This window comes from Paraburkholderia sp., from assembly GCF_035656215.1.
Taxonomy (GTDB): Bacteria; Pseudomonadota; Gammaproteobacteria; order Burkholderiales; family Burkholderiaceae; genus Paraburkholderia.
On record NZ_DASRSY010000021.1, the window covers coordinates 1 to 12,891 of the forward strand.

A 12,891-nucleotide genomic window follows, 5' to 3' on the forward strand; every position below is an offset into this window, starting at 1 on the left:
GCAAACGAGAAACTTCGGATTCACCGATAGCGCACGCGCGATACCGATCCGTGCACGCTGGCCGCCCGAGAACTGATGGGCGAAGCGGTCCATCGAATCCGGATCGAGGCCGACCCGTTCAAACAGCGCCCCGACAAAGTCACGCGTATCCGCCTTGCGGATGAAACCATGCACGTGTGCCCCTTCCGCGACGATATCAGCGGCCCGCATGCGCGGATTGAGCGACGCGTACGGATCCTGGAAGATCATCTGGATATCCAGTTCAGCGCGATTGCGCTCGCGCCGTCCCAGCGCCGCCATATCCGTATCCTGCCAGTAGCGCTTGCCGCTCGTCGGCCAGTAGACGCCGGCCGCCAGACGGCCGACTGTCGATTTACCACAGCCGGATTCGCCGACCAGCCCGACCACCTCGCCGGCGCTCACACTCAGGCTCAGATCGGTGACCGCATGCACGCCCTTCGGTGGCTGCCGTCCGGTGACTGCCCGGACAAAGCGCCCGGTCGCATCCTGTCTGGGCGCGAACGTCTTCGTGACGTTACGCAATTCGAGCAGCGGGGTCATGCAATCTCCTCGTGTTCATCGACGACGGGCCGGATACAGCGAACCATGTGGCCGTCGTGGTCAATCGATTCGTCGATCTCATGGGCGCATTCGGGCACCGCGGATGAACAGCGTGTACGGAACGCACAGCCACCGCCTAACGCGAGCAGCGACGGCGGCGCACCGGGAATCTGCCGCAGCATCACGCCTTTTGGATTGCGGCTCGGAATCGAATTCATCAAGCCGCGCGTGTAGGGATGACGCGGCGTGTCGAGCACCTGATCGACGCTGCCCGATTCGGCGATTCTGCCGCCGTACATCACGCACACGCGATCCGCGAGGCCCGCGACCACCGACAGGTCGTGCGTGATCCAGATAAGCGCCGTGCCCGAGTTGCGGCAAAGCTGCTGGATCTCGCCGAGAATCTGCGCCTGAATGGTGACGTCGAGCGCGGTAGTGGGTTCATCGGCGATCACCACCTCGGGCCGGTTGATCAACGCTATCGCAATCGCAACGCGTTGACGCATGCCGCCGGAGAACTGATGCGGATAACACTTCAGACGCTCATCCGGCGCCGGGATGCCGACCTGCGCAAGCGCGGCGCGCGCTTCGTCGAGCGCCGCGCGACGGCTCATCGGCCGGTGCGCGAGCACCGCCTCGACCATCTGTGTGTCGATACGCAGCACGGGATTGAGTGTCATCATCGGATCCTGGAAAATCATCGAAATCCGGTTGCCGCGAATCTTGCGCCATTGCGCTTCGGTGCATGCGGCCAGTTCCTCACCCGCGAGCTTGATGCTGCCGCTCACCACCTTACCCGGGGGATCGATCAAACCCATGATCGAATAACCGGTTTGCGATTTACCCGAACCGGACTCGCCGACCACACCAAGTATTTCGCCGCGCGCGACGCTAAAACTCACACCGTTCACCGCTTTCACGATGCCGCGCGGCGTTGTGAAGTGGGTGCACAGATTGTCTACCTGCAATGCGGGCTGAGTCATTTCTTCAACCTCGGGTTGAGCACATCGCGCAGGCGATCCGCCATCAGATTCAGGCACAGCATCAACAACAGCAACGCGACGCCGGGGAAAACGCTGATCCAGTAGGAACCGGACAACAGATAGTTATAGCCGTTCGAAATCAGCAGACCGAGCGACGGCTCCGTAATAGGCAGCCCAAGACCAAGAAATGACAGCGTCGCTTCAAGCGAGATCGTGGTCGCCATCTGCACGGTTGCGACGACCAGCAGCGGCGGCACGCAATTGGGCAGCACATGGCGAAAGATAATCCGCGTATCGCTCAGTTTCAGGCAGCGCGCCGCCTCCACATACTCCTTGCGCAACTCGACGAGTGCAGACCCGCGCGCGGTACGTGCATAGACCGCCCACTGAACCAGCACGAGGGCATAGATGATCTTGTCGACGCCTTTGCCGAATGCGGCGATGAACACCAGCGCAATCAGAATCGAAGGAAACGAAAGCTGGATGTCGGCGAGCCGCATGATCAGCGCATCGACCTTGCGTCCATAGAAGGCGCCGACAAGACCCAGCGCCACACCAATGACCAACGCGAGCACGGTACAGGCAACGCTCACATACAGGCTTGTGCGCATGCCGTAGAGAATCGCGGACAGCATGTCGCGCCCCTGGTCGTCAGTGCCGAGCCAGTAGATATGAGCGCCCATCGACGCATGCGCAAGCGGCGGAAGCTGCGAGTCGCCCAGGTCGAGCTGTGCGAGGTCATAAGGATTCTGCGGCGCAATCCACGGCGCGAATACTGCCAGCGCAGCAATCGCAACAAATAGCACGAGCCCCGTGAGCGCAAGTTTGCTCTGACGGAATTCGCTCCATAGCGCGCTCAGTTGACCACCCATGCGTGCAAACCGATGCGGACGTTTCACCGGTTTAGCCGCGGAAATGGTGGAAGCGGCGGATGCAGCAGTTTGAGCGCGCGGTTCAGCCGCGGTCGTTCCTGTGGTGGGTCCCATGTCAATTCACCTCCGCTGTCACCGAGATGCGCGGATCGAGCAGCGAATACAGAATGTCGACGACCAGATTGATCAGCATGTAGATCGCCCCGACGGTCAGCAGATAAGCAATGACTACCGGGCGATCGAGCGCATTGATCGAATCGATCAGCAGTTTGCCCATGCCCGGCCACGCGAACACGGTTTCCGTGACGATCGAAAACGCAATCAACCCGCCCAGGTTGATGCCGATCACTGTCACGAGAGGAATCATGATGTTCTTCAGGATATGCACGCCGACAATGCGCGATGCGCTCAGCCCTTTGGCTCGTGCGAATTTCACGTAGTCGGTCAATGCGGTTTCACGCGTCGACGAATACGCGAGCCGGATGATCAACGCGATGTTGAAGAGTGCAAGATTCAGCGCCGGCAACAGCAGGTGTTTCCAGCCGTCGAGCGTCAGAAAGCTCACCTGCATGCCGAGCCACGACGTCGTGGTGCCGCGTCCGCCTGAAGGCAACCAGCCAAGGATCACCGAGCAGACGAGAATCAGGATCAGGCCGACCCAGAACGTCGGCAAACTGAAACCTATCGTCGACGATGCGGTAATGATGCGCGAGGAGATTTTTTCAGGGCGCAATCCTGCGTACATACCAAGCGGAATGCCGATGACGATCGCCATCAGCATGGCGATCACCGATAACTCGAGCGTTGCGGGCATTCGCGAGACGATCATCTGCGCAACCGGTGCGCCGGTCAGGAACGACGTGCCGAAGTCGCCGCGCAACGAGTGTGTGAGGAAATGCCAGTACTGGAGCCACCACGGCTGATCCAGTCCGAGCGATGCGATGATGCGTGTGCGCATCTCGGGTGTGGCGCTGTCGGGGACCATCAGCGCAATCGGGTCGCCCACCACGTAGACGCCGGCAAACACGAGCAGCGACATCGCCCAAAGCGCAAGGAGGCTCTGGAACAGTCTCCGCAGAATAAACTCAAACATGGATTGTCTCGCTCCAACGGGGAATGACTTCAAGCGACAGGACTTGTATTTGCCTGCTTGTGGCCACGGATGCTGCGGGCAGTCCGTGGCCGGGCTTTGTCTCGAAAGTATAATATAGTTTAATTTAGGTGAGTTTCCATCTCACGCGTTGACCACCACGAGTTCACGCAACGCCGTAAAGAACCTTTCGTTTTCCTGCGGCAATCCGACCGTGACACGCAGCCACTCGCCGAGCCCATAGTCCACCACCTTACGAACGATGATGCCGCGCCTGAGCAGCGCATCGAACAGTTCGACCGAATTACCCACCTTGATAACGACGAAATTACCCTGGCTTTTCACATACGGGAGCCGAAGCGCGTCGCAGACCTCGTAGAACCGCTCGATCCCTTCACGATTCAGGCGATACGATTCGTTCAGATAGTCGTCGTCGTTCAGCGCGGCGATAGCGGCGGCCTGCGCCAGCGAATTGACATTGAACGTCTGTCGCACACGATTCAGAAGGTCGGTGACGTAAGGCGTAGCGATTGCAAAACCGACCCGCAGACCGGCAAGCCCGAACGCCTTCGAAAAGGTTCGCGACACAACAAGATTCGGATAGCGCCGCACGAGTTCCGTACTGTCGTAACGATGGTGCGGTTCGAGATACTCGTTGTACGCCTCGTCGAGCAGCACAACGACATTAGCCGGGATGCGATCGAGAAACGCGGTCAGTTCGTCGGCGCTGAAGAACGTTCCGGTCGGGTTGTTCGGATTCGCGAGGTACACCACGCGCGTTGCCGCGTTGACCGCCAGCGCCATGGCGTCGAGATCGTGACCGTAGTCTTTGGCGGGCACGGCGACCATCCGCGCGCCGGTTGCCTTGACCGCGTTCTGCCACGCCATAAATGCGTATTGCGACGACACGGCATTGCAATCGCTGTCCGGTTGCGTAGCCTGCAGGAAGGCACGTGCGACGAGTTCGAGAATGTCGCTCGAGCCGTTGCCGAGTGTGATCCAGTTGCGTTCGACGTTGTACTTCTGACCCAGCGCCACTTTCAGCGCGTGACCGTTCGGATCGGGATAGCGTGCACCGCTGTTTACGATCGCGTCGATTGCCGCGCGTGCCTTCGGCGGCATGCCGAGCGGATTTTCATTCGAGGCGAGTTTGATGATGCTGGCTTCCGGCAGCCCGTACTCGCGCGCCGTTTCTTCGATAGGTTTGCCTGCCTGATAGGGCTTCAACGAGCCGATGTAGCTGGGAGCGACAGGACGCAATTCGTTTGTCATGGGAACACCTTTGCTGACTTCGATAGAGGAATGAGAATGAGTGGCGCGCCGCCGGCGCCCCACTCTCAGCCGGGTGGCTATTACAGGAACTTCGTTGGCCAGATCATCGTGCGCCAGATGTGCGCCGACGGACTGCCGTCGAAGCCGAGTCCTTCCTTCGGCTGCCGGAAATTGCGTCCGATGATGTCGACGAAATCGTCGAGACTCACCACTGCGTTCGGATCGAACGAGTAGATGTCGTGCAGCGTGATCGAGCGGCTCGACATGTACCACTTGTGATTGCGCGCGTACTCGTAGTCGCGCTGGATATACGGCTCAGGCTCGTAATCCTTGCCGAAATAGCGCAGATACGCGTCCGGATACCCATAACCCACCGATTCATCCGCGAAGAATCGCAGCGCCTGGTGATACTGGATGGCCCAGCTAACCTCCTCGTCCACATACGGCGCGATCATCTGCGCGCCCCAGTAGCCATGATCGCCACGAATGAAACCAGCCACGCTGATGTCATGCAACAGGCAGGCCAGCACGATCTTCTCGTTCTGCCCGGCCTTCAGTGCGTGCGTCGCGCTTTGCAGTACGTGATTGGCCGGCCCGAAACGGTACTTGAAGAAATCGATCAACGTGGGCTTCGACGGCATCTTCTGCAGGCGCGGATCGTCGCCCATCATGAAGTGGCCGGTGCCTGGCGGCGGTGGAATGGCCTGCGTCGGATCGCGGTCGCCTGACGTGTAGATCACTGATTTCACCACGCGCCGGTCCAGCTCCGCGATCATCTCGTGTTCAAGCGCGTCGGCGCGCTCGGAAAGCGTAGGCTCATGCCTGCTTGCGGTTTGATTGCTCATTGCGATTGCTCCTCTGTCTCTTCGATATCGAACCACGCGTCTAGCGATTCCAGCCGTAAATATCGAGCGTCAACTCGCCTGCGGCAATGCGCGCGAGTATTTCCGCTTCCTTGTCCTCGCGTTCGCGCGCGGCACGCAACGTCGCGTCGATCGATTCCTGGGCGAGCACCACGATACCGTCCGCGTCGCCCATCACCAGGTCGCCCGGCCGCACGGCGACATCACCGATACGCAGCGGATGATTGATCCAGCCGCGTGCCGCGAAATCCTTGGTCGTGCCGCGAATGCACAAGCCGCGCGAAAACACCGGGAAGCCGATGCGCGCGAGCAATTCGGCATCGCGAACGCAACCATCGATCACCAGCCCTGCCACACCACGTTCTTTGGCCGCTGTCGACATGACTTCACCCCAGTAGCCGGCTTCGTAGTAGTCGCTCGTGTACACCACCAGCACGTCGCCCGGTTGCGCGACGACCAGCGCGCGATGCAGCCAGAGATTGTCGCCAGGCGGCGAATGCACGGTGACCGCCGGGCCGCAGACACGGAACGCTGGAATGACCGGCTTGATCGCCGACGGCAACGCGCCCAGCTTGTTGGCCGCTTCGAGCAAGGTCGCGGACGGAAAGGCGCGGGCCGACTCGATCACGTCGGCGGACGGCCGCTCAATCGAAGCGGTCACCAGCGGCGAATCGATGAAAGGGTACGACATGGTGTCTCCTGATGGATATTCTGATGGCTCGCGTGGCGTAGCGTGGCGTCGTGAGCGTCGGCGCTCAGGCGCTCACCTTGCTCTGCAGCGCGTGATAGCGATACTGCTGGCGCGCCTCGTCGAGCCGCATGCCTTGCCGCGCCGCCTCGCGAATCGCGTGCTCCGCCGCGTGAATCTCTTCGGCGGCAGCCAGCACGCGCTCTTCGTGAGCGCGCGGAATCACGATCACGCCATCCCCGTCGCCGACCAGCAGGTCGCCAGGCAACACACGCGCATTGCCGATATTGACCGGCACCTGTGTGCTTTCGACTTGCACACGGTCTTTGCCGGTACGCATCCAGTGTCCCTTGCTAAATACAGGGTAACCCAGCGACAAACACAGGCTCACATCGCGGCAGATACCATCAATGACGGTACCGGCGATTTTCCGCCGATGCGCGATTTCCGTGAGAATGTCGCCCCACACCGTGCAGTCTTCACGACCTGCGTTATCCAGCACGATCACGCCGCCCTCCGGGACATCGTCGATATAGTCGCCGACGGTGCCGGGCGGCGTCGTCGGCGGTCCGTAAAGAATCGTGAACGCACGACCGCACAGCCGGAAACTCGCATCGCGCGGCTTGATCCCGGTGCATTGGCCGACAATGCCGAGACGATCCAATGCATCGCTCAATGTCGCGGTATCGAGCCGCTGTGCGCGCTGCGCGTTCGTGTCGTTCGCTTTGTTCGTGTCGCTCATGTTTATCCCCGGTCCTGCAGCATATATTCGTAGTCCGCACCCATCACCTGTGAAATGGGCACACCATTCAGCAGCTTTTTCGCCATCGCCGCTTCCTTACCGGCGATCTGCTCGGCAGCGGCCAGCACCCGCTCGATGTCCGCGGCCGCAATGAAGATCACCGCGCTGTTGTCGGCGATCACGTAGTCGCCCGGATTGACGCGAACCTGTGCAACCGTGATCGGCACATTGGTGCCGGCTTCGGCAACGCGATTGCGTGCGGTGAACGCCGTCAATGTCCGCGCGAAAACTGGAAAGTCGTATTGCCGCGCTTCATCGATATCGCGCACGGGGCCATCGGCAATCACGCCCTCGATGGCGCGCAACGACGCGCCGAGCGAGAGAATGCCGCCCCAACTGCCCGCGTCGAGCCCCGTGTGTTGTTCAACCACGATCACATCGCCCGCGCCGGCGGATTCGATGGCCGTCGTGCCGAGATGGCGCGGCACACCGGTATGAGCGGCAGCGCTCACCTGTGCGGCCTCCACCAGCTTCACCGTCACGACCTTGCCGGCAATGCGGCGCGAGGTCGAACGTTGCGGCAAGCCGGTAACCGTGCCGGTCAGACCGAGCTTGTCGAGTGCATCCGATACTGCGCAACAGTCGAGCCGCTGCAGGCGTCGAGTGGTGTCATCTGCTTTTTTCATGCGTGTCTGCTCCGTTCCTCATATTCGCTTTTTGCCGCTATCGCCGTTGCTGTTGCCGCTCACTCCCAGCAGGCAAACGCCATCCCCGAGCCCGTCCCGGCTTCCGAGCGATAACATGCGACGTAGTCGATCAGCTTCATCTTTAGCGATGCGCTCGCGGCAAGGCCGACAAGCGGCAGCCAGCTCTTGATTTCCGACGTATTACCGTTGAAATACGGCTCCGGAATATCACGCAGCGTGGCTTCGTCGCCCTCGGCGAGCGCAGTCAGCACGCGGTGATCGAGCGCTTCATCGACCACGAAGTGGCTCATGCCGCCAGAGGCGACCACCACCACGCGAAGCTCTGACGGCAAGCGCCGGATCGCCGCGCCGAGCGCATGACCGAGCGCAAGGCAGCGCGCCACGCGAGGCTGATTCGGCGCCACGCCGACGTTCAGAAACAAGGGCACCGAAGGCGGCGGCGCATCACGCATCACGCGGCGATAGACGAAACCGAACGCGTGCGGAATGCCGTGCTGGCGATCCTCCCCCTTGGGCAAGCGGTTCGAAACGGCGATATCGAAACCGTCATCGACCAGCGACTGCACCAGCTTCAACGCGTGATCCGGCGCACCGGGATAAACCGCCCCTTCCGGCGGACAGTGGCCGTCCTCTGCCTCAGCGACTCCCGGCGGCAGACGCTGGCGCTGTTCGTCCGACAGCGGCAGGTTTTCGATCTGCTCACCGGTGAATATCGTCATTGCCGGCGTCAGGTCGTCCTTGAACACCTCGCGCTGATCGTTGCCGAGCACGATCACGAGATCGGGCTTCATCGCGTGGAAGCGTTCGGCAAGCGTATCGAGTGCTCGCCTGCACGCGGCATAGCGTTCCTGCTTTGACGCTTCGACGACCGCTGCCGCAAATCCCGGTGCGCGTGCTTCCAGCAGCGCCGCGTAGTCGTACGAGCGCCCCTGAAACCAGTGCGATGGATTTTTCAGGTCAGCGCCGGCCCGCAAATGCCAGAGATCGGGCGGCATCGACAGCAAGGGGCCGTGCGATGTGGCGATTGCGCCGATCATCGTTGCCATGCCGCGCTCCCGTTAAATATGTTTTTCATGGCCGACAGATTCAACGTGTCGCGGCTGTGCCAGCCGGCTGGTCGAGACGGAACACCTTGCGCGCGTTGCCTTCGAAAATCATCCGTTTCTCGTCGCCGCTGAGCCACTCGAAACTTTCAATGATCGGACGAATATCATCCAGCCAGCGACCCGTCTGCGGATCCTTCACTGTACCGACACCCGGCCGCTCCGCACCGAAGATGCAGCGATCCGCGCCGACCGTCTTGATGAGCAGACGCAGCGCCTCTTCCGAATACAGCACCGTGTCGTAGTAGAGACGGCGCAAGCTGTCGAGAAACGGTTCGCTTGCGCGTCCCGGCCGCAGTGATGGTGCCTGGAAGCGACCGAATTGATACGGCACCGCACCGCCGCCATGCGAGACGACGATCTTCAACTGCGGGAAATCCTTGAACACGCGCGAACGGGCGAGCGCCATCACTGCAATCGTTTCTTCGTTGATGAAGTGCAGCGAATAGTTGTGCCGCTCCGAACGGCATCCCGCCGAATGCAGGTACGCGGGCACATCGAGTTCGACGAGCTTCTCATACAGGGGATACCAGTATTCGTTGCCGAGATCTGGCACCTCGTTGGTCGCAAGCCCTTCGCTCGGGTCGGTATTCAGCAGCACGCCGACGAGACCGAGCTCCTTGATGCAGCGTTCCAGTTCCGGCAGACATCCGCTGACCGGTTCGCCCCACGCCTGCGGCAAGCCGCCAACACCGCGAAACGTCTGCGGCATGAGCCGCGCCTGTTGCGCGATCATGTCGTTGGTTTCCCCGGTGAACCAGTGGACGATCTTCGCAGGCCTTTCGCTATGCATCATCTGATACGGACGCGGCGAGATCAACTGCAGGTCTGTGCCGATGTCACGCAACTGCTCGACGTGCGATTTGGTGCCGAATGTCGGCGCATTGAGCACCGCCAGCATTTCATCGTCGCTGATCTGCGCAGTGCCACGGCCGTGCGCGCCGCGATGGGAAACAAGACCGGATTTCCAGACGTAGAGAGAATCCGGCGCGGTAACGTGCGCGTGCGCATCGATGATCATGAATGTCTCCGTTAAATATTATGGGTTCAGGCCCGGACTGTTTCCGGATCGGGTTGGATGTATACCGTCGACGTCATCGGAATGAAGCTCGTGCGAACGATCTGGATCCGCTCCTGCATGAGGCGGCGGGCCAATTCGACTTCGCCGCGGCACACCGCGTCGAATAGCCGCCGATGCGAAGTGATCACGCGATTCGCCGTGTCCGCACTCGTATAGGTCGCTAACAAAGGCGTCAGCACAAAACGCAGCGCCTTGAATTGCGCGAGCAGAACCCGATTGCCTGAAGCTTCAACGAGTGCTTCGTGGAAGCGCAGCGACGCATCAGTAAATGTCTCGAGTTGCTTACGCGCGTCTTCCACGCCATGCAATGCGTCACGCAGTGCCGTACGATGCGCCACCGTCAGGTTTTCCGCCGCTTTCTCCGCGGCCAGCACCTCGATCGCCATTTGCGCATCGAACACTTCGCTCGCGCCGGCGCCGATGAGGCTCAGCTGTATCGACAGCGCGTCGGCAAAGCGCTCCGGGTTCGCACCGGCAATCCACACGCCACCCTTCGCGCCCATACGGATCTCAACGATGCCGACCGCTTCCAGCGTTCTCAGCGCATCACGGGCGGCGGTACGGCTAACGTTGAATTGCTGCGCGAGCGACGCTTCACTGCCGAGAAAGTCGCCGGCCTTCACCTGCTTCGAAAACAGCGCGGTACGCACTTGCGATGCGACACGCCATGAAAGCTTTTCCGTTTGCACGGACTCCCAGACTGTCGAAGTCCGAGTGTTCATGGTGTCGTGCGGGATATTTTCTTTCATTAGTTATACGAATCGTATTGGCTAGTCCATGAGCAGGCTTCGAACGGTACTCAAAGGGTTCGCTGCGTTAGGGGATCGCCGTTAACTATAATATATATAACTTATTTGAGATTAGCCAGCGGCGATCGATGTTTCGATTCCCCGCTGGCGCAACATACTCAGGACACAGCTTGTTGAATGAACTTCGTGACCAGGTACGCCTGCAAGCCCTCAATGCCGTTTTCGGAGCCGATGCCGCTCTCCTTGACGCCGCCGAACGGCACTTCCGGCCCTGAGACGAGCATGCTATTGATGCCAATCATGCCGGCTTCGAGGCCATTCGACAGTTGCAATGCGCGTCGATCCGAGCCGGTGAACGCATACGCTGCAAGTCCATATTTCAATCGATTGGCACGCGCGAGCACTTCTTCAACGGTCTTGAATGAACTGAACGGCACCACCGGACCGAACGGTTCTTCATTCATGATCCGCGCCTCTTCAGGCACATCGGCCAGCACGGTCGGCGCATAGAAGAAGCCAGGACGATTCAGGCGCTGGCCGCCGAGCAGCAAGCGTGCGCCGTGCGACACCGCGTCCTTGACGAACTCGTCCGCCGCGGCGAGCCGGCGTGCGTTGGCAACCGGGCTCGCCTGTGTATCGGGCTCGAAAGCCGAGCCGACCTTCAGCTTCCCGGCCACTTCGACGAACCTGTCGATGAAGGCGTCGTACACGCCCTCCTGAATGTAGAAACGCGTCGGCGAAATGCAGGCTTGCCCGGCCTGGCGAAACTTGGCATTGGCGGTCATCGTGGCAATACGCGCCACGTCGACGTCGTCGCAGACGATCATCGGCGCGTGGCCGCCCAACTCCATCACCAGTTTCTTCAGGCCGTGCGTGGCGGCCAGGCTCGCGAGATGCTTGCCGACCGGAATCGATCCGGTGAATGCCACGGCCTTGATGACGTCCGAGGCGATCAGATATTCCGATACCTTTGCCGGCACGCCGAACACCAGATTCAGCACGCCGGGCGGCAAACCCGCATCCTGAAAGCATTGCACCATCGCCGTGGTGGATCCGGGCGTCTCTTCGGCGGCCTTCAGAATCACCGAGCAACCTGCCGCGAGCGCAGCCGCCACGGTGCGCGCGGGAATCCGCACGGGAAAATTCCACGGCGTGAACGCCGCCACCGGTCCGACCGGCACTTTCAGCACGAGTTGGCGCGAATTCGGCAGCGGACCAGGCACCACGCGACCATAGGCACGACGCCCCTCTTCCGCAAACCATTTGACGATATCGGCGGAGCTGTGCGCTTCCTGCAGGCCGTCGGCCAGCATCTTGCCGTGCTCGAAACTCATCAGCGTGCCGATTTCGTCGGCGCGTTCGTGCATCAGGGCAGCGGCTTTGTCGATGATCGCAGCCCGCTCGGACGTACTCATGCGCGACCACGTCGCAAACCCGGTCGCAGCCGCGACGAGGGCGTCGTCGAGGTCGGATTGTGTGGCAAGCGGCAAGTGGGCGAGCACCGTTTCGTCAGCGGGATTGATAACTGGCTGAGTGTCGCGCCCCCCGGTACGCCACTCCCCGTTGATGAACAGGCCGAGTTGAATGTCGTAACTTCTGGTATGCATCTGCGTCTCCGATATCTGATATCCGGTCGGCACTAAGCGCCGCCGTGTGCTGTTTTCGCACCGTTACTGTAGCGCGGACGTCACGGCTCCATGCCCATTGCGTCGAGAAAAGCTTGCCGGACATGTTCCGGCTGGCCCGCCTGGAAGCGGAAATCCTGCAGATGGTGCTTCCACAAGGGATGATTCGCTATTTCCGCGCGCGTCATGCCTTCAACGAACGTAGCGCGTGCGGCAATCGGTAATTGCACGCATTCATTGAGCTTCGGATCGCGGATGATGCCCTTCGGCTCGCCGCCGTTCGCGACCACGTCCAGTTCCTCGAAGAAACGTCGGCGCAGCATGACAATGCCGCGATCGCTGCTGCCCAGATTCTCTTTCGTGCGATCAGCAACCACGCCCTGCCCTGCCCACGCGACAAAATCCTGGTTCATCACATGGCTCGTGATCCAGCGGCCGGTCTGCGGATCGGTCACCGGACCGTGCCACGTCGGCACGCTCTTTTGCTCGTACGGTTCGCTTTCCTTCGGCACGCGGGTGAAGGCCCACGTCACGCTCAAGGTGCGCGAATCGTCG

13 protein-coding genes and 1 pseudogene are annotated in these 12,891 nt (G+C 60.9%); all 14 read right to left on the bottom strand.

What is annotated here, in order from left to right; all coding sequences use genetic code 11:
• Nucleotides 1–561 (bottom strand): ATP-binding cassette domain-containing protein (locus VFE81_RS01185; RefSeq protein WP_325042842.1); only part of this gene is annotated, 561 nt, incomplete at its 3' end.
• Nucleotides 558–1,544, bottom strand: a complete 987-nt coding sequence (locus VFE81_RS01190; RefSeq protein WP_325042843.1) for an ABC transporter ATP-binding protein — start codon at nucleotides 1,542–1,544, stop codon at nucleotides 558–560. The genes VFE81_RS01185 and VFE81_RS01190, both read right to left, overlap by 4 nt.
• A complete protein-coding gene (locus VFE81_RS01195; RefSeq protein WP_414695536.1) occupies nucleotides 1,541–2,530 on the bottom strand; it encodes an ABC transporter permease in 990 nt (329 codons plus the stop codon). Before VFE81_RS01195 ends, VFE81_RS01190 begins: the two co-directional genes overlap by 4 nt.
• Before the next feature lies 1 nt (nucleotide 2,531).
• Entirely contained in the window at nucleotides 2,532–3,509 is a 978-nt protein-coding gene (locus VFE81_RS01200) for an ABC transporter permease (protein ID WP_325042844.1), read from the bottom strand.
• A 141-nt stretch (nucleotides 3,510–3,650) separates the two neighbouring features.
• Nucleotides 3,651–4,778: a histidinol-phosphate transaminase gene (gene hisC / locus VFE81_RS01205; protein WP_325042845.1), complete on the bottom strand. Its 1,128-nt coding sequence runs from the start codon at nucleotides 4,776–4,778 to the stop codon at nucleotides 3,651–3,653.
• A gap of 80 nt (nucleotides 4,779–4,858) precedes the next feature.
• Nucleotides 4,859–5,623, bottom strand: coding sequence for an HD domain-containing protein (locus tag VFE81_RS01210; RefSeq protein WP_325042846.1), 765 nt, complete (start codon nucleotides 5,621–5,623; stop codon nucleotides 4,859–4,861).
• Nucleotides 5,624–5,663: 40 nt separating this feature from the next.
• The gene (locus VFE81_RS01215) at nucleotides 5,664–6,332 is read right to left on the bottom strand and encodes a 4-carboxy-4-hydroxy-2-oxoadipate aldolase/oxaloacetate decarboxylase (protein WP_325042847.1); all 669 of its coding nucleotides are present in this window, start codon (nucleotides 6,330–6,332) and stop codon (nucleotides 5,664–5,666) included.
• A gap of 64 nt (nucleotides 6,333–6,396) precedes the next feature.
• The gene (locus VFE81_RS01220; protein ID WP_325042848.1) at nucleotides 6,397–7,071 is read right to left on the bottom strand and encodes an RraA family protein; all 675 of its coding nucleotides are present in this window, start codon (nucleotides 7,069–7,071) and stop codon (nucleotides 6,397–6,399) included.
• 2 nt (nucleotides 7,072–7,073) lie between these two features.
• Entirely contained in the window at nucleotides 7,074–7,757 is a 684-nt protein-coding gene (locus VFE81_RS01225; protein ID WP_325042849.1) for an RraA family protein, read from the bottom strand.
• Between the two features lie 59 nt (nucleotides 7,758–7,816).
• Nucleotides 7,817–8,824, bottom strand: a complete 1,008-nt coding sequence (locus VFE81_RS01230) for a protocatechuate 3,4-dioxygenase (RefSeq protein WP_325042850.1) — start codon at nucleotides 8,822–8,824, stop codon at nucleotides 7,817–7,819.
• Between the two features lie 40 nt (nucleotides 8,825–8,864).
• Entirely contained in the window at nucleotides 8,865–9,902 is a 1,038-nt protein-coding gene (locus VFE81_RS01235; protein ID WP_325042851.1) for an amidohydrolase family protein, read from the bottom strand.
• A gap of 26 nt (nucleotides 9,903–9,928) precedes the next feature.
• Nucleotides 9,929–10,684 (bottom strand): FadR/GntR family transcriptional regulator, encoded by a 756-nt coding sequence (locus tag VFE81_RS01240; protein WP_325042852.1) that lies wholly within the window; start codon nucleotides 10,682–10,684, stop codon nucleotides 9,929–9,931.
• 185 nt (nucleotides 10,685–10,869) lie between these two features.
• On the bottom strand, nucleotides 10,870–12,318 hold the full coding sequence (locus tag VFE81_RS01245; RefSeq protein ID WP_325042853.1) for an NAD-dependent succinate-semialdehyde dehydrogenase: 1,449 nt from the start codon (nucleotides 12,316–12,318) through the stop codon (nucleotides 10,870–10,872).
• A gap of 80 nt (nucleotides 12,319–12,398) precedes the next feature.
• A pseudogene (locus VFE81_RS01250) lies at nucleotides 12,399–12,891 on the bottom strand (aromatic ring-hydroxylating dioxygenase subunit alpha); the annotation flags it as partial.